Origin of the sequence: Mesorhizobium loti (genome assembly GCF_003148495.1) — a bacterium.
GTDB classification, from domain to species: Bacteria; Pseudomonadota; Alphaproteobacteria; order Rhizobiales; family Rhizobiaceae; genus Mesorhizobium; species Mesorhizobium loti.
This window is the reverse complement of record NZ_QGGH01000003.1, coordinates 539,456-561,467: the sequence shown is the minus strand read 5'-3', so window position 1 is coordinate 561,467 and position 22,012 is coordinate 539,456. Positions and strand designations below refer to the sequence as shown.

21 protein-coding genes and 1 pseudogene are annotated in these 22,012 nt (G+C 63.6%); 9 read left to right on the top strand and 13 right to left on the bottom strand.

The window, feature by feature from the left end:
- Positions 1 to 34: 34 nt before the first annotated feature.
- The gene (locus C8D77_RS16230; protein WP_109664919.1) at positions 35 to 640 is read left to right on the top strand and encodes a tetratricopeptide repeat protein; all 606 of its coding nucleotides are present in this window, start codon (positions 35 to 37) and stop codon (positions 638 to 640) included.
- A 172-nt stretch (positions 641 to 812) separates the two neighbouring features.
- Complete coding sequence (locus C8D77_RS16225) at positions 813 to 1,880, top strand: alpha/beta fold hydrolase (protein ID WP_109664916.1); 1,068 nt, start codon at positions 813 to 815, stop codon at positions 1,878 to 1,880.
- 57 nt (positions 1,881 to 1,937) lie between these two features.
- On the opposite strand, the gene C8D77_RS16220 is transcribed toward C8D77_RS16225, so the two are convergent.
- The 3 genes from C8D77_RS16220 to C8D77_RS16210 all read right to left on the bottom strand — a co-directional run bounded on the left by C8D77_RS16220 (position 1,938) and on the right by C8D77_RS16210 (position 4,715).
- On the bottom strand, positions 1,938 to 2,672 hold the full coding sequence (locus C8D77_RS16220; RefSeq protein ID WP_109664912.1) for a L,D-transpeptidase: 735 nt from the start codon (positions 2,670 to 2,672) through the stop codon (positions 1,938 to 1,940).
- A gap of 163 nt (positions 2,673 to 2,835) precedes the next feature.
- Positions 2,836 to 4,272, bottom strand: a complete 1,437-nt coding sequence (gene pyk, locus C8D77_RS16215) for a pyruvate kinase (protein ID WP_109664909.1) — start codon at positions 4,270 to 4,272, stop codon at positions 2,836 to 2,838.
- Complete coding sequence (locus C8D77_RS16210; protein WP_425453737.1) at positions 4,269 to 4,715, bottom strand: DUF1036 domain-containing protein; 447 nt, start codon at positions 4,713 to 4,715, stop codon at positions 4,269 to 4,271. The genes pyk and C8D77_RS16210 overlap by 4 nt, the downstream gene beginning before the upstream one ends.
- Here C8D77_RS16210 and C8D77_RS37630 point away from each other — a divergent pair.
- The 4 genes from C8D77_RS37630 (at position 4,672) to C8D77_RS16195 (ending at position 7,430) form a co-directional block, all read left to right on the top strand.
- Positions 4,672 to 4,860 carry a hypothetical protein gene (locus C8D77_RS37630; RefSeq protein WP_170136741.1) on the top strand — a complete coding sequence of 63 codons (189 nt, stop codon included), beginning with the start codon at positions 4,672 to 4,674 and terminating at the stop codon, positions 4,858 to 4,860. The genes C8D77_RS16210 and C8D77_RS37630 overlap by 44 nt on opposite strands.
- A 142-nt stretch (positions 4,861 to 5,002) precedes the next feature.
- Positions 5,003 to 5,800, top strand: a complete 798-nt coding sequence (locus tag C8D77_RS16205) for an N-formylglutamate amidohydrolase (protein ID WP_109664903.1) — start codon at positions 5,003 to 5,005, stop codon at positions 5,798 to 5,800.
- Between the two features lie 14 nt (positions 5,801 to 5,814).
- Positions 5,815 to 6,123, top strand: a complete 309-nt coding sequence (locus tag C8D77_RS16200) for a DUF1244 domain-containing protein (protein ID WP_109665457.1) — start codon at positions 5,815 to 5,817, stop codon at positions 6,121 to 6,123.
- A 131-nt stretch (positions 6,124 to 6,254) separates the two neighbouring features.
- Positions 6,255 to 7,430, top strand: coding sequence for an MFS transporter (locus tag C8D77_RS16195; RefSeq protein WP_109664898.1), 1,176 nt, complete (start codon positions 6,255 to 6,257; stop codon positions 7,428 to 7,430).
- On the opposite strand, the gene C8D77_RS16190 is transcribed toward C8D77_RS16195, so the two are convergent.
- On the bottom strand, positions 7,394 to 8,302 hold the full coding sequence (locus tag C8D77_RS16190; RefSeq protein WP_109664895.1) for a LysR family transcriptional regulator: 909 nt from the start codon (positions 8,300 to 8,302) through the stop codon (positions 7,394 to 7,396). The genes C8D77_RS16195 and C8D77_RS16190 overlap by 37 nt on opposite strands.
- 115 nt (positions 8,303 to 8,417) lie before the next feature.
- Here C8D77_RS16190 and C8D77_RS16185 point away from each other — a divergent pair, with 115 nt between their 5' ends.
- The gene (locus C8D77_RS16185; protein WP_109664891.1) at positions 8,418 to 8,627 is read left to right on the top strand and encodes a DUF680 domain-containing protein; all 210 of its coding nucleotides are present in this window, start codon (positions 8,418 to 8,420) and stop codon (positions 8,625 to 8,627) included.
- Positions 8,628 to 8,720: 93 nt separating this feature from the next.
- Positions 8,721 to 9,680 carry an SDR family oxidoreductase gene (locus C8D77_RS16180; RefSeq protein ID WP_109664888.1) on the top strand — a complete coding sequence of 320 codons (960 nt, stop codon included), beginning with the start codon at positions 8,721 to 8,723 and terminating at the stop codon, positions 9,678 to 9,680.
- Between the two features lie 80 nt (positions 9,681 to 9,760).
- Here C8D77_RS16180 and C8D77_RS16175 read toward each other — a convergent pair whose 3' ends face one another.
- From C8D77_RS16175 to C8D77_RS16150, 6 genes and pseudogenes are all read right to left on the bottom strand, one after another.
- Positions 9,761 to 9,919 (bottom strand): DUF3309 family protein, encoded by a 159-nt coding sequence (locus tag C8D77_RS16175; RefSeq protein ID WP_082525418.1) that lies wholly within the window; start codon positions 9,917 to 9,919, stop codon positions 9,761 to 9,763.
- Positions 9,920 to 10,060: 141 nt separating this feature from the next.
- Positions 10,061 to 13,240, bottom strand: a complete 3,180-nt coding sequence (locus tag C8D77_RS16170; RefSeq protein ID WP_109664885.1) for an efflux RND transporter permease subunit — start codon at positions 13,238 to 13,240, stop codon at positions 10,061 to 10,063.
- Between the two features lie 81 nt (positions 13,241 to 13,321).
- Positions 13,322 to 14,497, bottom strand: a complete 1,176-nt coding sequence (locus C8D77_RS16165; RefSeq protein ID WP_109665452.1) for an efflux RND transporter periplasmic adaptor subunit — start codon at positions 14,495 to 14,497, stop codon at positions 13,322 to 13,324.
- Positions 14,498 to 14,651: 154 nt separating this feature from the next.
- Positions 14,652 to 15,260, bottom strand: a complete 609-nt coding sequence (locus C8D77_RS16160; protein ID WP_109664882.1) for a hypothetical protein — start codon at positions 15,258 to 15,260, stop codon at positions 14,652 to 14,654.
- Positions 15,257 to 17,529: pseudogene (locus tag C8D77_RS38960) on the bottom strand (xanthine dehydrogenase family protein molybdopterin-binding subunit). Before C8D77_RS38960 ends, C8D77_RS16160 begins: the two are co-directional and overlap by 4 nt.
- Positions 17,530 to 17,531: 2 nt before the next feature.
- On the bottom strand, positions 17,532 to 17,993 hold the full coding sequence (locus C8D77_RS16150) for a (2Fe-2S)-binding protein (RefSeq protein ID WP_109664879.1): 462 nt from the start codon (positions 17,991 to 17,993) through the stop codon (positions 17,532 to 17,534).
- A 123-nt stretch (positions 17,994 to 18,116) separates the two neighbouring features.
- Between C8D77_RS16150 and C8D77_RS16145 the strand changes: the two genes are divergently transcribed.
- Positions 18,117 to 18,713: a TetR/AcrR family transcriptional regulator gene (locus tag C8D77_RS16145; RefSeq protein ID WP_109664876.1), complete on the top strand. Its 597-nt coding sequence runs from the start codon at positions 18,117 to 18,119 to the stop codon at positions 18,711 to 18,713.
- Positions 18,714 to 18,746: 33 nt separating this feature from the next.
- On the opposite strand, the gene C8D77_RS16140 is transcribed toward C8D77_RS16145, so the two are convergent.
- The 3 genes from C8D77_RS16140 to C8D77_RS16130 all read right to left on the bottom strand — a co-directional run bounded on the left by C8D77_RS16140 (position 18,747) and on the right by C8D77_RS16130 (position 21,984).
- Positions 18,747 to 19,877, bottom strand: a complete 1,131-nt coding sequence (locus tag C8D77_RS16140; RefSeq protein ID WP_109664873.1) for a patatin-like phospholipase family protein — start codon at positions 19,875 to 19,877, stop codon at positions 18,747 to 18,749.
- A gap of 48 nt (positions 19,878 to 19,925) precedes the next feature.
- Positions 19,926 to 20,708: a 3-hydroxybutyrate dehydrogenase gene (locus tag C8D77_RS16135; protein ID WP_109664870.1), complete on the bottom strand. Its 783-nt coding sequence runs from the start codon at positions 20,706 to 20,708 to the stop codon at positions 19,926 to 19,928.
- A 187-nt stretch (positions 20,709 to 20,895) separates the two neighbouring features.
- Entirely contained in the window at positions 20,896 to 21,984 is a 1,089-nt protein-coding gene (locus C8D77_RS16130) for a citrate synthase/methylcitrate synthase (RefSeq protein ID WP_109665449.1), read from the bottom strand.
- Positions 21,985 to 22,012 lie beyond the last annotated feature (28 nt).

Here is a 22,012-nt window from a genome sequence, read left to right as displayed (position 1 = left end):
TTGATGTTCCGCCGCCCGGGACTAGAGTCCGGTGATGCGGATTTTTTTTGCATTTTTGACATCCCTGCTCGTTTCCGGCGCCATTTATGGCCCGGCATGGGCGGATGATGCCGTCGCGCCGCCGGCCACCCAGGACGCGCCGCCGGTGGCAACGACGAAGCAGGCCCGGCTCGACCAGTTGTTCAGCGACCTGAAACGCGAGCGCAACGAAAAGGCGGCCGAGCGCATTGCCGGCAACATCTGGAATGAGTGGTCGCAATCCGGCAGCGCCTCGATCGACCTGATGATGCAATGGTCGCAAAAGGCCGTCGAAGGCCAGAAGTTCGACGTTGCGCTCGATTTCCTTGACCAGGTGGTGACCTTGCAGCCGACCTATGCCGAAGGCTGGAACCGGCGCGCCACGGTGCATTTCATGATGAAGAACTACGGCAAGTCGATGTCCGACATCGACCATGCGCTGCAACTCGAGCCGCGCCATTTCGGTGCGCTGTCCGGTCTGGCGCAGATCATGGCGCTGACCGGCCACAAGCAATCTGCACTCGAAGCCTGGCAGAAGGTGCTGGCCATCTATCCGATGATGCGCAGCGCCCAGGACCAGGTCGGCACGATTTCGGAAGAGCTTGCCGGCGAGGGCATTTGATGCCCCAAGGGAGTAAGGGAATAGGGCAGTAAGGCAGTAGGGGTAGATTGCACTGCGGAACACACACCCTACTGCCCTACTGCCCTACTGCCCTACTGCCCTACTGCCCTACTGCCCTACTGCCCTACTGCCTACCCACAACTTATCCCTCTCCACCCCCGTATCTCTCCCCATGAACCTGATCTACGCCGTCCTCGCCTTCCTGATGGCGCTTGTGTTCAGCCTGGCTGGCGTCACCCGCGTCGGCTCATGGCTGATCGAGCGCCGCAATCCGCCGATCGGCGAATTCGCCGACATCAACGGCGCCCGCATCCACTACGTCCATGTTCCGGCACCCGCCAATGCCGAGTTGCCGCCGATCGTCTTCATCCACGGCGCCAGCGCCAATCTCAGGGACCAGATGCTACCGCTGCGCCCGCTGTTGGATCGGCGCGCCGAAATGCTGTTCTTCGATCGGCCAGGCCACGGCTGGTCGGGGCGCGGCCCCGGCAACAACGAGGATCCGTCGGCGCAGGCCAACACCATTGCCGCGCTGATGGACCGTCTCGGCATGAAGAAGGCTGTCATCGTCGGCCATTCCTTCGGCGGAGCGGTGACCACGGCGTTTGGCCGCGAGCATCCAGACAAGACACTCGGGCTGGTCTTTGTCTCGCCCGCCACCCACCCCTGGCCGGGCGGCGCAACGTCCTGGTACTACAATCTGACCACCATGCCGGTGGTCGGCTGGTTGTTTTCCGAAACGCTGACCTACCCGGCAGGAACGCTGCAGATGGCAGACGCCACCACCTGCGTCTTCTCGCCAAACAAGGTGCCGAACAACTATGCCGGCGAGGCTTCGATCCCGCTGGTGCTGCGACCGTCGGCCTTTCGCGCCAACGCCACCGACGTCGCCGGGCTCTATCGCTATGCCCTTGGCGCCGCACCCCACTACGCCGAGATCGAGGCGCCTACCGTGGTGATTTCGGGCGATCGCGACAAGGTGGTCTACGCGCATATCCACTCGGTCGGCCTGGTGCGCGACATTGCCGGCGCCGAACTCGTCTGGGTGCACAATCTCGGCCACAAGCCGGACTGGATCGCGCCCGACCTCGTCGTCGGCGCCATCGAGAAGGTCGCCGGCAAGGACATCGACCTGCAGGCACTGGCAAAGACCGTGGAGGCGCGCATCGCCGGCGACGCTTATGGCACGGACAGATGCGCCGACATCAAGGTGCCGCAGGCGGAGCTCGCGCCGACCTGAAGCACGTCCTCTAACGGCTGGGGCAGCAAGCTAAGCGCAGGCACGCAGCGCCATACTCTAGATGACCAGCAATGGTGTTTTGCTGGGAACGCGATCGTAAAGGTCCATGACATCCTGGTTGAACATGCGCACGCAACCGGACGACGCGGATTTGCCGATGGACTTCCAGTCCGGCGATCCGTGTATTCGATAGAGTGTGTCGACGCCGTCCTTGAAGATGTAGAGCGCGCGCGACCCCAGCGGATTGCTGATGCCCGGCGGCATGCCCTGACGCCATTTCTCCAGCTTTGGATCCCGGCTGATCATTGTCGACGGAGGCGTCCAGGTCGGCCATTTGCGTTTCCACTGAACGATCGCACGACCCTTCCAGGAATAGCCCTGGCGCCCCAGCCCGACGCCATAGCGCATGGCCTTGCCATCCTTGAGGACCCAGTAAAGGTATTTGTCGGTCGTGTTGACGACGAGCGTGCCTGGCTTTTCTCCCGTCGGGTCGTCGACGACGATCTGTCGCAGAAACCGTTCATCGACCTTGGCGAAGGGAATCGCCGGCAGCGCCCGGCCGCCGTCTTCGACCGCGGCATACATGTTCGCATAGTCGGGAGACGCACGGGCAGCTTCAGGCCCTGCAACCTCAATCGGCGCCTTTTCCGGTGTCGGCTCAAGCGGCGCTGGAATCAGCGGACTGGCGACACTGAGCGACTGCTTGGGAAATTGGGCACATGCCGAGATCGTGGAAACCCCAATAAGCGAGAGCCCGGTCAGAAGTGACCGGCGCGAGACGAGAAATGACATTCAGTATACTTTCAAGCGATGGGAAATGCAGGCGGGTGCAGAGCCACTGTTAACGCCGCTTCATCCTGTTTTGTAGGGGCGAACACGGCAACCCCGTGTCGAGACAAAGGCTGGGATCATTGTCCTTGCCGCGCGACACGCTTCCGTCAGGAAATGAGCGGGTTTACCGGTTGCCCTGCGTGTCCGACCCGATATAGGCGATGCGCAGCATGTTGGTCGAACCCGGCGTCCTCAGCGGCACGCCGGCGGTGATGATGACGCGGTCGCCCGGCTTGCCGAAGCCTTCGTCGAAGGCGATGCGGCAGGCGCGGTTGACCATATCGTCAAGATCGCTTGCATCCGGTGAGACGACGCAATGCGTGCCCCACAAAAGCGACAGCCGTCGCGCCGTGTTGAGGATCGGCGACAGCGCGATGATCGGCACCTGCGGCCGCTCACGGGCGGCGCGCAGGCCTGTGGTGCCGGACGCCGTGTAGGTGATGATCGCCGACAGCTTCAGCGTTTCGGCGATCTCGCGCGCGGCCAGCGAAATGGCGTCGGCGCCGGTCGCTTCCGGCTCGGAGCGCTGGGCATTGATGATACCGGCATAGGTCGGATCGGTTTCGACCTTGGTGGCGATACGGTTCATCATCGCCACGGCTTCTACTGGATAGGCACCGGCCGCTGATTCCGCCGACAGCATGATGGCATCGGCGCCTTCGAAGACGGCGATCGAAACATCGGACACCTCGGCGCGGGTCGGCACCGGTGCCGTGATCATCGATTCCAGCATCTGCGTTGCAACCACCACCGGCTTGCCGGCGCGGCGTGCGGCGCGCGTGATCTGCTTCTGGATGCCGGGCACCGCCTCGAGCGGCATCTCGACACCGAGATCGCCACGGGCGACCATCAGCGCGTCGGACAGTTCGATGATCTCGGCCAGCCGGGCGACAGCCTGCGGCTTTTCGATCTTGGCCATGATCAGCGCCCGGCCGCGCGCGATCTTGCGCGCTTCCGCCAGATCCTCCGGCCGCTGCACGAAAGACAGCGCGACCCAGTCGACGCCTGTCGCCAGCACGGCATCGAGGTCCTTGCGGTCCTTCTCGGTCAGCGCGCCGACCGGCAGGTCGGTGTCGGGCAGGCTGACGCCCTTCTTGTCGGAAATCGTGGTGCCGGCGACGACGGTGCAGACGATAGACTTGCCGTCGCTCTTCACCGCCTTCAGCTCGAGCTTGCCGTCGTCGATCAGCAGGCGATGGCCGGCTTCGACCGAGCTCAGGATTTCCGGATGCGGCAGATAGACCCTGGTCGAGGTGCCGGGCTCGGGACTGTCGTCGAGCGTGAAGGTCTGGCCTTGCGTCAGCACTTCCTTGCCATTGGCAAACTTGCCGACGCGCAGTTTTGGTCCTTGCAGATCGGCCAGGATGCCGATCGGCCGGCCGACCGCCTCCTCGACAGCGCGGATGCGCGCGACCAGCGTGCGCATCAGTTCGTGATCGGTATGGCTCATATTGATGCGGAACACATCGGCGCCCGCTTCGAACAGCTTCTTCAGCATCTCCTCCGACGAGGACGCCGGACCGATGGTGGCTAGGATCTTGACCTTGCGGCTACGTCTCATTGACTGTTTGTTCCCGGGGCGGCTGGAGCGCCTCCCGTTGTGGACTCATCGGTCAGCTGGACCATCCAGCTTGCCTGTTCGCCCGTGTCATATTCCTGGAATCCGGCGCGCTGGAAGCCCCGGGCGACGCAGTCGGTTACGCCGGCGATCTTGAACTCTTTTTCAGCCACGCACATGTTGATCGGGCCGTCCCAGCGTCCACCGCGCTCGGCGTCTTCTGCATAAAGATAGTAAAACCTTGATGACAGCGGCCCTTCGATCAGCGTCTTGCAGCTCGATCCCTCGATGTGCCACCAGCCCTCGGTGATCCAGCCGGCCTTGGCGCGATAGCCGATGCCGACGCCGACCAAGTTCTGCGTGGCGTTGCAGACGCGGAAATCGGCACGCGCCGGCGAGGCCATGGCCATCGCCGCCAAGCCCACGGCAAGGCTCAGGAGCGGCATGGCAAAGGCAGAGCGCATGCGCTGCCTGCCGGCGGAACTCATCCGAAAACCCCTCAAGAACCACATCAGCATCTCTCTGCGCCCCTTTTCGGAAAAGTCCGGGCGCATGTCAACGCACCGTTTTGTTCAATTCCAATCGATTTAGAAAGGCTCCGGCGCACAATTCGCCGACTCCTGCCAGATTTCTCGGGAAACCTTGGCCAAACAACGGCATTGCGCAAGCGTCGTCTTCGTGGAATGACGATAGCATCCTCCCCGGAAGCCAGCGAACAGACCATTTCCCGCCAATGACCCGATCCACAGTTTTCGCGCCTTTCGATGTTGTCGAAGGCGACCGCAAGCGAGGCATCGTGCTGTTGGGCGATCATGCCCGCCGCGACCTGCCCGACGAGTATGGCAGCCTCGGCCTGCCCTTGGCGGAGTTCGACCGCCACATCGCCTATGACATCGGCGTCGAGACGGTGACGCGCGAACTGGCCGCCCTGCTTGGCGTGCCGGCGGTGTTCGCCAATTTTTCGCGGCTGCTGATCGATCCCAATCGCGCAGAGGACGATCCGACGCTCATTCGCCAGCTCTATGACGGCACCGTCGTACCCGGGAATTACCCCATAGCTCCCGAGGAGCGCGAAAGACGGCTCGACCGCTTCTACCGGCCCTATCACGACGCCGTCGGCGCCATGATTGCCTCGGTCGCACAGGCCTCTGCCCGAGCACCCTTCATCTTCTCGGTGCATTCCTTCACCCCTGCCATGCAAGGGATCCAGCGTCCCTGGCATGTCGGCATCCTGTGGGACCTCGACGACCGGGTGGCGCGGCCGCTGATCGACATGCTGGCGGAGGACAAGAGCCTCGTTGTCGGCGACAATGAACCGTATGACGGCGCGCTGCACGGCGACACCATGTACAAGCACGCCATCGTCAACGGTTTCGCCCATGCGCTGATCGAGATCCGCCAGGACCTGATCGCTGACCAGAAGGGCGCACTCGCCTGGGCCGAACGGTTGGCGCCGATCGTTGACGCCATCGACCGCCGTCCCGATATACATGTGGTCAAGCAATTCGGCTCCCGCACCGGGCCGCTATGACGGAGGCTGTGACCATGACCGAACTCAGTGACGAGCAGCAACGCGATTTCGAGGCTGCCGCCTTTCGCCGGCTGGTCGAGCATCTGCGCGAGCGCAACGACGTGCAGAACATCGACCTGATGAACCTCGCCGGCTTCTGCCGCAACTGCCTGTCGAACTGGTATCGCGAAGCGGCCAATGCCGAGGGCGTCGACCTCAGCAAGGACCAGTCGCGCGAGATCGTCTACGGCATGCCTTACGCACAATGGCAGGCGCTCAACCAGACCGAAGCCTCCGACGCCAAGAAGGCCGAATTCGAGGCAAGACGCCCCAAGGACCACTAGGTCAACCGTCGACACCCTCGATCGCCTCCAATCCTCTGTTTGGCCCAAATGCTTTCCCGAAAGAGCGCTTGACTGAAAATTGAATCGATCTAATTTGCCGCGCGAAGCCATTTTTTGACCGGATTAGCCTCATGAACGCGTCGAACGCCATGCAGACTGCCATTCGCGGACGATGGGCCGTCGCTGCCATTTTCCTCGCCAACGGCTTCCTGACCGGCAGCTGGGCGCCGCAGATCCCGGTGTTCCTGACCCGGCTCGACATCTCGAAGTTCACGCTTGGCCTGCTGATCCTGCTGTTCGGCGCCGGCGCCGTCGCCGCCATGACCTGGTGCGGCCATTTGATCTCCAGACATGGTTCCCGCACCGTGCTGCGCTGGTTCGGCCTTTGCGGCAGCCTCGGCCTGCTGGTCGTGGCGCTGGCGCCCAACGTGCCGCTGGCGGCCATCGCCATGTTCATCTTTGGCGGCTCGATCGGCGGCATGGACGTCGCCATGAACGCCAATGCCGTGGTGGTCGAACGGCGACTCTCCCGCGCGATCATGTCGTCATCACATGGCTTCTGGAGCCTCGGCGGGTTCGCCGGCGGCCTCCTCGGCGGTTTCGCCATCCAGACTTACGGTCATCTCGTCCACGCGGCGGTGGTGACCGCGCTCGCCTTCGCGGTTATCGCGGTGGCGGTTCGCCATCTGGTCGGCGAGGACAGGCCGCAGGCCGCGGAGCATCACAAATTCATCCTCCCGGCAAATCCGCTGGTTTATCTGATCGGCCTGATGGCCCTGCTGACGATGATCTCGGAGGGCGCGGTGCTCGACTGGGCAGCGCTGTATCTCAGGCAGGAACTCGGCGCCGACCTTGCCATCGCCGGCCTCGCTTACGCGGCCTTTTCCGGTGTCATGGCAATCATGCGCTTCTTCGGCGACGGCGTGCGCAACCGCTTCGGCGCGGTGACGACTCTGCGCGGCTCGTCGGTTGTCGCGGCGGCCGGCATGCTGATCGCCGGGTTGTCACCCTCGCCCTGGCTTGCGATCGCCGCCTTTGCCCTGTGCGGCTTCGGCATCGCCAACATGGTGCCGATCATCTTCTCGGCCGGCGGCAACCAGGAAGGCATGTCGTCGGGCACCGGCATGAGCGTCGTCACCACAATGGGCTATTCCGGTATCCTGGTGGCGCCGTCGGCGATTGGCTTCGTTGCCGAGCATTCCAGCTTCGGCCCGATTTTCGTCGCTATGTCGGGGTTGCTGATCGTCGTGCTGCTGATGGCCGGCCTTGCTCACCGCGCCGAATTCGCGGCCGCGCCGGCCGAATAGCGCTTCAGCTCCTCGTAGAGGAAATCCACTACCCGGCGGATGCGCACGCTGGTGCGTACGTCGCGATGCATGGCCAGCCACACCGGCAGGACAGGCAAAGGCAAGCCGGGCAGCAATTTCTCCATCGATGGATCACGGTCGACCAGCGGCTCCTGGCCGAGACCGATGCCGTTTCCCGCTCGCACCGCCTCCCACAAAACGATCTGGTTGTCGGTCCTGACGCGAAAACTGCTCCGGGTGACCGGGATGCCATACTGGGTGAAGCCTCTGATGATGTCGTCGCTGCGGTCGAAGCCGACCAAATCGTGATCGACAAGGTCGGCGGGCTTCAGCGGGTGGCCGCGCCTGTCGAGATAGGATCTGGCGGCGCAGGCGCAGAGGGGAATGTCGCAGACCTTGCGCGCTGTCAGCTCATTCTGCGCCGGCTTGACCATGCGGATGGCGATGTCGGCATCCCTGCGCAACAGGTTCTCGACCTGGTTTGAAGCAACGATCTCGACCTCTATGCCGGGCTCCTCGACACCCAGCCGCATCGTCATCTCGGGCAGCACATAGGCCGCCACCACCTCGCTGGCGGCGATGCGCACCGTGCCTTCGATGGCCTCGACCGAACCCAGCGCCAGCAGTGAGAAGGCGCTTGCCTGCTCGCTGACCGCCTTGCCGCGTTCGAACAGCGTGCTGCCGGCCTCCGTCAGTTCATAGCCGCGCCGCCCACGCCGGAACAGCGTGACGCCCAGCGCCTGTTCGAGCTCGCCGATGTGACGGCCAAGCGTCGGCTGGCTTGCCGAGAGCTTTCGCGCGGCAGCCGACAGGCTGCCGGTTTCCGCCACGGTGACGAAACTCTTGATCAGGTTCCAGTCGATTTCAGCCATTCAAAAATGAATATCAAAACTCCATCAATAGTCAATTTCCATTCGCATTCGTAGCGACGATATTCCAGATGCAGACACCAACACGGACTGCAACCACCAACCAGGAGAACATGAAATGACCAAGATCGCCCTCATCGCCGCCGCCATCCTCATCTCCGCCAGCAACGCTTTTGCCGGCAGCGACAAGTTCGGTTCGAACAACGCCAGCCAGCCGGCTGTCACCAGCACCGACAACACCAACACAAGTTCGATCGAGAAGGTGGATGCGACCGCCAAGAAGCCGGTCGCCCAGGGCAGCAACCGCGAACTCTTCGGCAACCGCTGATCCCGATCGCGCTTGTCGCTGATCCCGATCGCGCTTGTCGTGGATCGGACCTCCCGAGCCGACCATGAAAATTCCAAATCAGGAGTACTCGAAATGACCAAGATCGCAATTCTCGGTGCCAATGGCCGGCTCGGCCGCGTGGTCGCCAAGGCCTTCATCGACGCCGGCTACGACGTCCGCACTATTACCCGCAGCGGCAAGGTGCCGGGCGAACTCAAGGGGGCCACCGCCGTCGCCGGCGACGCGCTCGACCGCGAGGGGCTGATCCACGCCACGCAAGGCGTCGACATCATCTTCAACGGCCTCAATCCGATCTACACCGACTGGGGCAAATGCCTGCCGATGGCCGAGAACGTCATGGCCGCCTGCCATGCGAACGGCACGCTGCATCTCTTCCCCGGCACCGTCTACAATTACGGATCGCCGATGCCCGCGGTGATATCGGAAGACACACCTTCCCACCCGACCACGCAAAAGGGCCGCATCCGCTGCGCCATGGAGGAGTTGTTTCGCCGCGAGGCCGAAGCGGGCCGGGTCCGCACCATTCTGCTGCGAGCCGGCGACTTCTTCGGCGGCACCGGCAGCGGATCATGGTTCGATCTGGTCGTCGCCGCCAAGATCAATAAAGGCGTCTATACCGCGCCCGGCCCGGTCGACCTGGTGCATGAATGGGCCTATCTGCCGGACTTCGCCGTTGGCTTCGTCGCGCTGGCGCGCAATCTGGACAAGCTCGGCTTCTATGAAGCGCTGAACTTCCCGGGCCACGCGGTCACCGATCTGCAGATCAAGGCCGCTGCCGAGAAGGCTGTTGGTCGTCCGCTCAAGATGACCTCGATGCCTTGGTGGGTGCTGCGCGCCGGCAGCCCGTTCGTGGCGATGTGGCGCGAGATCGTCTCCATGTCCTACCTGCGCTTCGAGCCGCACCAACTGGCTTCGGCAAGGCTGGAAGGCATCATCGGTGCGATCCCGCACACGCCTCTCGATCAGGCGGTCATCGAGGCGCTCGAGGATATCGGCATCGCCACCGTGAACGGTCTTGCGAAAGCTGCCTGACAGGCAAGGCGGGCGCAGCTACGGGCCTGCCAGCCCCGTCCCTGTAGACTGAAAAGTCTTTCTTCGGCTGAAAGGGCGGCTCAGAGCCGCCCCATCAACAGCAACACCAGAAGCACCACCAGCACCACACCGACAATGCCCGACGGCCCATACCCCCAGGAGCGCGAATGCGGCCAGGCCGGCACCGCGCCGATGAGGACTAGGATCAAGACGATGATGAGAATGGTGGTGATCGGCATAGGAACCCCGCGCTTTGACGTTTGCCACGAGACGACGCTTTCGCATTGCTCCGGTGACAACGCTTTGCGTTGCACCCGGGACAATGCAAAAGGCCGCCCGGTTGTTCCGGGCGGCCTTTGCCGGTCAAATCGGCAATGGGTCTATTCGGCGGCTTTCGGAAAGGCGATTTCCGGCTCGACTCCGGTATCCTGCCCCGGCGCATCGGTCGATGAGATCTCACCCTTGCCGCGCGGGAACAGCCGGCTGAACCAGCCGCGCCGTGCGCCCGGCTTGACCTTGGCACGGGTGAACACCATCAGCATCGACGGCGTCACCACCAGCGTCAGCACCGTGGCGAAGGACAGGCCGAAGACGATCGCCGAGGACAGCGAAATCCACCATTGCGTCGACGGCGCGTTGATCGTCGTCTCGTGATGGAAGATTTCGAGGCCGAGGCCGAAGGCGATCGGCAGCACGCCGAGAATGGCCGACACCGCCGTCAGTACCACCGGGCGAGCGCGTTCGCGGCAGGTCTGCAGCACTGCTTCGACCTTGTCCCAGCCCTCTTCGCGCAACCGGTCATAGGTGTCGATCAGCACGATGTTGTTGTTCACCACCACGCCGGCCAGCGCGATGACGCCGATGCCCGACATGACGATGCCGAACGTCTCGCCTGTTATCAGCAGCCCGAGGAACACCCCGATCGTCGCCATGACCACGCAGGACAGCACCAGCCAGACGCTGGTGAACTTGTTGAACTGCGCCAGCAGCACCAGGAAGATCAGGAAGATCGCCGCACCAAAGGCCTTACTGAGGAAGGCGCTGGCTTCGGCGCTGTCCTCGTTCGAGCCGGCCAGCTTCCAGCGGATGCCGCTGCCCAGATCCATCTCCGAGACAGCCTTGGTGACCTCCTGCTGTACGGCCGCGACCTGGGCGCCGGCGGCGACGTTGGCCTGGACGACCACCGTACGCGCCCCGTCGATGCGGTTGAGGATGCCGACCGTCGGCTCGGGCTTGCGCACGACAAAGTTCGAGATCGGCACCGAGCCTTGCGAGGTCTGCACCCGGAGTTCGTCGAGCGTCGACAGCGTGCGCCGGTCCTCGGGTAGGCGCAAACGGATGTCGACGGCGTCATCGGCGCCGGCCGGACGGTATTCCGAAAGCTTCAGGCCGTTGGTCACCAGCTGCACCACGGTTCCGACCGAGGTCGGACTGATGCCGTACTGCGCCGCCTTGGCGCGGTCGACCTCGAGCGCCCAGTCGACGCCGGGCGGCGGCAGACCATCGGAAATGTCGATGACGCCAGGCACCTTGCCGATGCGCGCCGCGACAGCACGGGCCTTGTCGTCGAGCCCCTTGGGGTCGACGGCCGAAAGCCTGATCTGGATCGGCTTGCCGGTCGGCGGACCGGCCTCCGGCACGCGCACCTCGACATCGACGCCGGGAATGCCGGCCATCACGCCGCGCAGGTCATCCAGGATGTGGTTCGCCGACTTGCGCTCGCGCCAGTCGATGAATTCGTACTGGATGACGCCGACAACGTCTTCGGGAACGTCCTGACCGCCGCCTTGCGTCTTGCCGACGCGGGTATAGACCGACTTGACGCCCGGCCAGCCGAGCAGCCTGTTTTCCGCGATCTTGGTTGCCGTATCCATTTCGGCCAGCGAGAGATTGCCGCGCGCATGCACGTAAAGCAGGCCGTAATCCGGCTCGACATTCGGGAAGAACTCGACGCCGGCGCCATATTTCGAATAGGCAAAGCCGACGCCGAACAGCAGCGCGACGGTCAGCACCAGCACGGTGATGGGGAAGCGCACCGCCTGCTTGACGATTGCCATGTACCAGCCGTCTCGATTGTCATCCTCGTGATGCGGCGGCGCCTTGGCGAAGATCGCACCCAGCGTCGGTGCGAAGACCAGCGCGTAGAGCATCGAGGCCGACAGCGTGACGATCAGCGTGATCGGCATGTACTTCATGAAGTCGCCGATAATGCCCGGCCAAAACAGCAGCGGCGAGAAGGCGGCGATGCGCGTCATCGTCGCGGCGATGACCGGACCGGCCATGCGCTTGGCGGCAAGCGCGAAGGCTTCCTCCTTGGGCATGCCTTCGCTCATCCGTCGTTCGGCGAACTCGGTGACGATGATGGCGTCGTCGACCAGCATGCCGACGGCAAGGATCAGGCTGAACAGCACGATCATGTTGATCGTGTAGCCCATCATCGCCAGGAGCAGGATGCCAATCAGGAAGGATGACGGGATGGCCAGGCCGATGAGCAGCGAGGCGCGGCCGGACAGCGCGTAGAGAATGACGATGAACACCAGGATGACGGCGATCATGACGTGGTTCTGCAGATCGCCCAGCAGTTGGTTGACGAAGACCGACTTGTCCTGCGTGTAGGTGACGTTCATGCCCTGAGGCATGGACTTGACGAACTCGTCGGACACCGTCCGCACCTTGGCGATGGTGTCGATCAGGTTGGAGCCGATGCGCTTCTTGACTTCGATGGCGATGGCCGGCTTGCCGTTGAGGCGGGTCACCGTCTCGGCATCCTTGAAGGTCGAGCGAATCGTCGCGATGTCCTTGGCCTGCACCACGGCATTGGGGCCGGCGACCACCGGCAGTGCCGCGACATCCTCCGGCGTTTCGATCAGCGACGGCACCTTGACCGCGTATTTGCCTTCCGAGCCCTCGATGTTGCCTGCGGCGACCAGACTGTTGGAGTTGCCGACCGCACCGATCAGCTGATCGAGCTGCAACCCATAGGAAGACAGCTTCATCGGATCGATGACGACCTCGACGAGATCGTCGCGCGCACCCTGCAGCGAACCTTCGAGAACGCCGGGCACCTCCTCGATGCGGTCGCGCAGTTCGCGGGCGGCGGCGGTCAGCACACGCTCCGGCAATTCGCCCGAGAGTGTGACGACGAGCACGGGAAACTCGGAAATGTTGACTTCGTTGACTGTCGGTTCCTCAGCCGCCTGCGGCAGGTCGGCCTTGGCGTCCTGCACCTTGCTGCGCGTGTCCTGCAGCGCAGTGGCCAGATTCGTCTGCGGCTGGAATTCGACCAGCACGTAGCCGCCGCCTTGGAAAGCGGCCGAACGCATCTCCTTGAGGCCCTTCAAGCTCTTCAGCTTGCTTTCCATCGGTCGCAACAGCAGCCGTTCCGAATCCTCAGGCGAAATGCCCTGATAGATCAGGCTGATATACATCATCGGAATCGGAACATCGGGCTCCGCTTCCTTCGGCGTCGACTGGTAGGCGACCGCGCCGGCAAGGATGAGGAAGACCAGGACCGAGATGGTCAGGCGGGCATTGTTGATTGCGAGTCTGACGATATCCATGGCTAACGCCTGTTCTTGAATTTCAGGAGCTGCGTCGCAGCCGATTGTCCCCGCCCAGGGCTAGTCCGTCACGGCCCCTTGCTACTGCGTGCCGGCAGTCGCCTCGCCGAGCAGTTTCTTGATGGTCGCCTGGTCGGCCTCGACCGGATTGACCAGATCGCCTTCCTTCACCAGTTCCTGGCCGGCGACGATGATGCGCGCGTCGGCCGGGATGCCGCCGAGCACGAGGCCGGTCGGCGTGTCGTCGACGAGGTCGATCGGGAAGAACGCCACCTTGTTGTCCTTGCCGACGGCACGGATGCCGAGGTCGCCCTTGTCGCCGAGCGTCACCACCGAGCGCGGCAGCAGGACTGCGTCGGTCGGTTGTGCGTTGAGCGCGATTTCCGCCGTCATGCCGGCCGGCACTGAGCCGTCACCATTGGGGATCGCCACCTCGACGCGGAAGGTACGGGTCGCCGACGATGCGTCGCGGCTGATGTAGCGCACTGTGCCTTCAACCGTCTGGCCGCTGACCAGCCGTACATTGGCCTTGTCGCCGAGCTTGAGGTAGCCGAGGTCGCGCTCGCTGACTTCGCCGCGGGCAATCACCGGATCAAGCTTGAGGATGGTTGCCACCTCGCCGCCCTGCATGATGGAACTGCCGAGTTCCACCGGCACCCGGTCGATGACGCCGTCAAACGGCGCCTTGACTTCGTTGCGGTCGAGCTCGGCCTGCGCGGTATCCAGCTGCGATTGCGCCAGAGTCAGATTGGAGCGGGCGGTGTCGAGCTGCAGCTTGGGCAGATTGCCTGTTTTCATCAGCCGCAGGGCCGCGTCCAACTCGGCCTGGCGCTGCACCACGAGCTGCCTGGCGTTGTCGACCATCGAGATCTTTTCTTCCGCCGCCAACATCAGCACCAGATCGCCGGTCTTGACGTGATCTCCTTGCTTGACCGGCAGCTTGTCGATGACGCCGGCGACGCGCGTTGCCAGCACCGCCCGCTTGTCGGCTTCGGTCAGCCCGGAAACACGGATGGCGCGTGCATAGGTCTTGCGCGGCGGCGTCACCACCGCGACGGTGCGCAGCGGTGCCTTCGGCTCGGCTTCGGCCGCCTTGGGCTTGGCCGCGTCCGGCGCCTTGGCCTGCTCGACTTCGGCTGCCTTGGCTTTGTTGGCGGCTACGCTGCCGACCGACGAAAACTCACCTGTCGCCATCCACGCCGCGAAACCAATGAGCACAACAATGGCTGCAAGCTTGTGAAACCTGATTCTCGGCATCGTCGTTTTTTCCACTGCGGGTTCGGCCAGCGTCCTCATAACGCGGGCGCGTCGCCGATATGGGTGCGCGCCAGGCCGTGTTCAATTTGCCGTGATCGGCGAAGCGCGCTTCTACATCAAAGTTGCATCGCAATATAGTGCGAAAGTTGCGGGATCATTGCGCCACCGGACAAGATGCGCCCGCCGCAATCCAATTTTCGATCGCTTGATAGGTTGCTTCGGCAGAGCCCGGAGCCGGCTCACGATCAGACCCCGGCGCCCAGCCCCAGGCGACCAATTTGTCGTCGCGAACATGCAGCGCGATATCCTTCAAGCTGCGGTTGCCATTGCGCAGGGGATCCTTGATCTGGCTGCAGATTTCGGCCGAGGATTTGCCGAACCAGGCCATCTCAGCTGGCGCCAGATGCCAGTTATCGGCCCCGGGAGGCCCATGCAATGCATTGGAATTGCTGGAAAAATGGCAGGTTGTGCAGCGCAGGCCCGGATTGCCGAAGCCCGATCCGTCAGCACCGCGCTGGACATTGAAGGCGTGAACGCGGGTGCCGCCATAATGCGCACCGGACCAGCGCGGCCGGTCGTCCGCGACATGACAGTCGGCGCAGCGCGGATGCGAGAACACCGCATAGATCTTGTCCCATTCGGACAGGCCTTTTGCAGCGTCGACCGTCACCGGCGTCGGCGTCTGGCTCTCTTGCGCGATCGCGAACGGCGCCGCGAGAACGAGCATGGCAGCAGGCGTCAGCATGATGAGGAGCTTCTTCATGCGAAGGCCACCGTTTTCGACAGTGGCAGCGTGCGGATGCGCTTGCCGGTGAGCGCGAAGATGGCGTTGGCGAGTGCTGGAGCCGCCGGCGGTGTGCCGACCTCGCCGACGCCGCCCATCTTGTGGAAGTTCTCCAGGATGGCGACTTCGAAGACCGGGCACTGGAAGATCCGCATGGCGTCGAAATCATGGAAGTTCGACTGTTCGACCATGCCGTCGGCGAAGGTGATTTCCTGACCCATCGCCGCCGACAGGCCGTAGATAGCGGCGGAAGTCAGCTGCGCCTCGATGATGCCGGGATCGAGCGCGGTGCCGACATCGGCGGCGATCCACACCTTCTCGATGCGGATGCCGGCCGGCGTGTCCGCCACCTGGACGATCTCGCCGACCCAGCTGCCGAAGGACAGCGTGAAGGCCATGCCCTTGGCCTTGCCGGCGGGCAGCGCCTCACCCCATTTCGCCATCGCGGCGACTTTCTCCACCACCTTCACCGCCGAGGGATAGGCGGCCATCAGTCTCTTGCGCATCTCGACCGGATCGATTTTTCCGGCAACGGCGATCTCGTCCATGAAGCCCTCATGGAAGAAGCCGTTGACCGAACTGCCGACCGAGCGCCAGGAGCCGACAGGGATGGAGACCGGCGCCGCGACACCACTGACCCGATAATTCGGAATGATATAGGGCTGGTCATAGGCGCCATCGACAATGGTCTTGTCGGGACCGAGCGGCGATATCGAGGGAAACAGCCGGCGCAGCGTGCCGGCAATCACCGATGGCGAGGCCATCTTCATGTCGAGCGCGACCGGCATGCCGTCGTCACCGAGCCGCGCCTGGAATTTGCCTATGGCGGCCGGCCGGTAGGCGTCGTGGCGCATGTCTTCTTCACGCGTCCAGGTCACCTTGAGCGGACGCCCACCCGTCTCCTTCGCCATCAGCGCCGCGCACAGCGCGTAATCCATCTCGACACGCCGGCCGAAACCGCCGCCCATGAAGGTGGTGTGCACGGTGATCTTGTGCTGCTCGATGCCGACCGCGTTGGCGCAAAGCTGCCGCACCAGGGTCGGCGCCTGGTTGCCACACCAGATATCGAGCACGCCGTCCCTGAGCTGTGCCGTTGCGTTCATCGGCTCCATCGTCGCATGCGCCAGATAGGGCACCGCATAATCGGCCTCGACGATCCTTTCGCGCGGCGCGTCGGCGAAGGCGGTATCGACATCGCCATTGTCGCGCATCACCGAGCCCTTGGTGCCAAGCGCCTGCTTCAGCACATCGGATATGGCGGCGCTGCTGAGCGGGTATTCAGGATCGGACCACTGGGCGTCGATCGCCTCGGCCGCCTTGAACGCCGCCCACGTGTTGTTAGCGATGATGCCGAAGCCATGGCCGTAATTTGTCTCGAGCGGCACAATCTTGATCACACAGTCATTTTCTCGGCCCTGGAGAGGTCCGCTTTGACCGGCCTCGACCAGAAGCGCGGGCTCATCTTGACCGTGCCGTAGAGCATGTCCGGCAGCCGGACATCGATGCCGAAGATCGGCGCTCCGGTGACCTTGGCCAGCATGTCGATGCGCTTTTGCGGTTTTCCCAGCAGTTTCCAGTCGGCCCGGTCCTTGAGCCTGACTTCGGCAGGCGGCGCCATCGCGGCGGCGACCGCGGCGACCGCGCCATAGGTCAGCGACTTGCCCGACGGCTTGTGCAGGATCGAACCGTCGGCCGTTTCCAGATCGGCCGCGGCGACACCCAGTTTTTGCGCCGCCGCGGCGATCAGCATCTGTCGGGCGGCTGCACCAGCTTGCCGCATCTTGTCAAAACCGTCGCGTGTCGAAGCCGAGCCGCCAGTGCCTTGCAGGGCAAGGAATTTGCCGACCACGCCAAGACCCGAGCGCACCGCTTGCGCGGTCATGCTCTCGTCGAAAAAGGCGAACGGACCGCCCTCTTCAAGGATCGCGGCGTTGTAATAGGCGTAGGAGGCGGGGCCATGCTCGACCTTGACCCGGTCGAGGCCGACATCGAGTTCTTCGGCGACCATGACGGCAAGCGTCGTCGATATGCCTTGCCCCATCTCGGCGCGCGGCGCGACGATGGTAATGGTGTTGTCGGCGCCGATCTTCACATAGGGGTTGAACGTCGCCTCGCCCTTGCCGAGTTCGGCCTCGAGCGGATTCGGGAACGGCTTGCGATAATAGTAATAGCCGACGGCAACGCCGCCCGCGACAGCAGCCGCGCCGATCAGAAACGTGCGGCGGGCGATCTTTCCGACACTGGCCATGGTCAGAGCCCCGCCGTCTTGAGCGCCGCGGCCTTCTTGATGGCCGAGCGGATCCTGGGATAGGTGCCGCAGCGGCAGAGATTGCCGCCCATGGCGTTGTCGATGTCGGCGTCGCTCGGGTCGGCGACCTCGTCGAGCAGCGCCACCGCGCTCATGATCTGGCCGGCCTGGCAGTAGCCGCATTGCGCAACCTGTTCCTCCAGCCATGCCTGCTGCACCGGATGCAGTCTGCCCGCTGTACCGATACCTTCGATGGTGGTGACAGCGCCGTTGACCTGGCCAACGGGAAGCGAGCAGGAACGCACCGGCTGACCGTCGACATGCACCGTGCAGGCGCCGCAGGCAGCGATGCCGCAACCGAACTTCGGCCCGGTCTTGCCGATGAGATCGCGCAGCGCCCACAGCAGCGGCATGTCCGGATCGGCGTCGATGTCGAATGATTGTCCGTCGACGGTGAGGCGCATGGGGATACCCTTTGTTGTCGTCCACTGCCGTTGGCGAAATGGCCAACCGGTCATTTCCCCTCGATACAGATTGACAAATTACGTCATTTTGTCAATAACGATTTTGCAGGATAGAATTGTTCCATGAATCAGATCGAAGACATGGCCGCCGCCGACCCCAAACGCGTCCGTATCCTGGATGGGGCGATGAAGGTGTTTTTGGCCTATGGCTTCTCCCGCACCACCATGGACGACATCGCCCGCGCCGCAGAGATGTCGCGCCCGGCGCTCTATCTCCTGTTCAAGAACAAGACCGATATTTTCCGCGCCATCGCCATGATGATCCTGTCGCGCTCGGTCGAGGCGGCAAAGATGGCTCTGGCCGGCGATGGCACTTTCACCGAGCGCATGATGCAAGCCATCGACGGGGCATTCATCTCGATGATGAGCGCGGTCATTGCCTCGCCGCATGGCGCCGAACTGCTGGACATGAAATCGAGCCTTGGCGATCTGGTGGGCTGCTGGCGCGGCAGGCTTGGCGAACATATCGCCGGCGCGATCGAGGGCGAAGCAGCCAGGAATGGTGTCGATCTGGCGGCCAGGGGCCTGTCGACGCAACTGCTTGCCGACATGCTGCTCGACGGGCTGGAAGGCATGAAGGCGCGGATCAGCGATCCCCAGGGGCAGCGGCAGGCAGCCGCCGCCCTGATCAGGGTGATCGACCTGACTTTGAAGGCATGATCGCGGACCAATCGACGAACATCGATTGGTCGTTCAGGCCCGGCGGCGCTCCGCCTCGGGGTTCTTCCGCGCAGCAAGAAATTCCTTGACCCGCCGGCCGGGTGCCGGACCGCGCACCGGCTTGAAGCCGTCATCGAGTTCACCGGAGAGATCGAGCGTTGGACGCTTGCCGACGGCGTCGTAATTCTCTTCCAGCCAGTCGCTGGCGGCGGTGCGGCCGAGATCGCGCAGATAAGTCAGGAATGCCCATTCGGCATTGACCTTGGACGATGCCGACAGGTCCTTGAACGCTTCATCGGCATCGATGCGATGCATGCGGATGTCGCGATATTCGCCATGCGGCAGACGGCCGGCGGCGATCAGCTCCTTGACGAAGGCGATAGAGCGGAATTCGCGCAGCAGCCCGGCGTTGAAGGTGATCTCGTCGATGCGGTTTTGAATCTCGTTGGCGCTCCTTGGTGTTCCCTCCCGCACCACTGGATTGATCTGCACCAGAAGCACGTCCTCGGTCGCCGCCGTCTTGAAGAACGGATAGAGCGCCGGGTTGCCGCCATAGCCGCCATCCCAATAGGGCACGCCCTTGATCTCGACGGCACGGAACAGCTGCGGCAGACAGGCCGAGGCCATCACCGTGTCGAGGTCGATCTCGCCATCGGAAAAGACACGCAACTGTCCGGTCTCGACATTGGTCGCCGAGATGAACAGTTCCATCGACTTGCAGGCGCGGACATTCTTGAAATCGATCTCCTGCTGAACCACGTCGCGCAGCGGATTGAGGCCGAGCGGGTTGGCGACGTAGGGCGAGAACACCCGCGACATGGTGTCGAAGAAGAGATAGCCCGGTGTGTTCTCGATCGACCAGTTGCCCCAAGCGACATCCCACGGCATGCGCTGCACCGGGCTGAACCGGCCCTTGGCCGCCACCGCACGCCAGAAATCGTCGAGTTTTTGCCGCGCGCCTTCAACACCGCCGCGGACAAAGCCGTCGGCCAGCGCCACCGCGTTCATGGCGCCGGCGCTGGTGCCGGACACCGCTGATATCTCCAGCCGTCCGTCCTCCAGCAGCCGGTCGAGCACGCCCCAGGAAAAGGCCCCGTGCGAGCCGCCGCCCTGAAGCGCTACGTTGATCTTCTTCGTTTCCTCCGCCTTGCCGTTTTTCGTCATGGCGTCGTCCTTGATCTGTCTGTTTGCGTAGATGATAAATTTTGCGCCTCACGCGGCGATCCAGCCACCGTCGACCGAGAGATGCGTGCCGTTGACCTGCGCCGCCGCGTCCGAACACAGGAATACCGCCGCTGCCGCGATCTGCTCGACCGTGACGAATTCCTTGGTCGGCTGCTTGTCCAGCATGACCTCGCGGATGACCGTCTCGCGGTCCATGTTGTGGGCTTTCATCTGGTCGGGGATCTGCGCCTCGACCAGCGGCGTCAGCACATAGCCCGGGCAGATGGCGTTGCAGGTGATTTTTTCACGCGCCAACTCGAGCGCGACCGTCTTGGTCAATCCCATGATGCCGTGCTTGGCCGAAACATAGGCCGACTTGAACGGTGACGCGACCAGGCCGTGTGCCGAGGCGATGTTGACGATCCGGCCGCCGCCGGCCTTTTTCATCAGCGGGATCACTGCCGCGATGGTGTGGAACGCCGACGACAGGTTGATGGCGATGATGGCGTCCCATTTCTCGATCGGGAAGTCTTCCACCGGCGCGACATGTTGGATGCCGGCATTGTTGACGAGAATATCGACCGACCCGAATGTCTCAGCCGCCTTGGCGATCAGCGCCCGGCATTCGGCCGGCTTCGACATGTCGGCCTTGATGTAGGCAGTCTTCACCTTGTGCTGCCTGGCGATCGCATCGGCGACGGCGTGGTCGGCGGCCGTGTCGGAGAAGGAGTTGACGACGACGTTATGGCCTTCGGCCGCCAACGCCTGGGCGATGGCCAAGCCAATGCCTGATGTGGAGCCGGTGATAATCGCGGTTTTTCTGGCGGCCAAGGGCGGAATCCTCTGGTTGCGGCAAGAGCGGGCTTATGTTGCAGTGCAGCATATATGCTCAATGCGACGCAATAACAGCGGCCAGAATTTGCGGCGAGATGAAATTTTCGTCATGAACGGTCACACAACCGCTCCCAGGAAGACGTCGGCTGGATCGCCCCGTCCTTCCCTGCAAAACAAAAAAGCCTCAGGCGACGAGGTCCGGCACCGGCCCGACATAACGCGACTGCGGACGGATCAGCCGTCCGGTCGTCTGCTGCTCGCGTGCATGCGCAATCCAGCCGGCGACACGCCCGGCGGCAAAGACATTGCTGAAGGCTGACGGTGGAAAGCCCGCCGCCTCCAGCAGCAGCGCGGTGTAGAACTCGACATTGGTCTGCAGCGAGCGCGACGGCTTGGCGACCCGCAGCACGTCAAGCGCTGCTTGCTCCACTGTCTCCGCGAAGGCCAGCCGGCGGCCGGTTTCGCCCTCGCCGCCGAGTTGCCGTACGACCGCTTTCAGCACATCGACGCGCGGATCGCGCACGCGGTAGATGCGATGTCCGAACCCCATGATGCGCTCGCCATGCGCGACCTCGTCGCGCAGCCAGCCGGCGGCATCGCCATGCTCCGCGATCGCATCCAGCATCTCGATCACCGGCCCTGGCGCGCCGCCATGCAGCGGCCCCTTGAGCGCGCCAAGCCCGGCCAGCACGGACGATGTCAGGCCGGCCAGTGTCGAAGCGACCACGCGGGTGGCAAAGGTCGATGCGTTGAGGCCATGGTCGCAGACGGTCACCAGATAGGTGTCGAGCGCGCTCGCCAGTGCCGGTGAGGCGACGCTGCCGCTCAGCATCCGCAACATGTCGGCGGCATGGTCAGCGCGGCTGTCCGGCGCGATCGGCTCCTCGCCACGCTGCAGGCGCAGCAGGGCCGGCGTCAGCACGGCGGGCGCCGCGATCAGCAGCAAGGCGTCCGTCAGCCTGTCGCCGTCCGGCAGCAGCGCCATGCCGGCGCGCATGGCACTGTAGACATCGAGCGATGCCAGCAGGGGCAACGAGGGCAAAAGCCGCTCAAACACATCCGCACGTGCTTGGCCTAGCGCCCGGGTCAGGTTCGCATCGCCGGGAAGGTCGTCGAAGAAGCCGTCGAGCAGCAGGCGCACCACCTGGGCATAGTTCCAGCGGCCGGCCAGCTCCGGCAGCGAATGACCTCGGATCGTCAGACGACCGCCAAGACCATCCACGTCGGAAAGCACGGTTTCCGCCGCTACCACGTCATCGAGCCCATTCGCCATAGCCTTGTCTCCTTGAAGCATTTCCGGA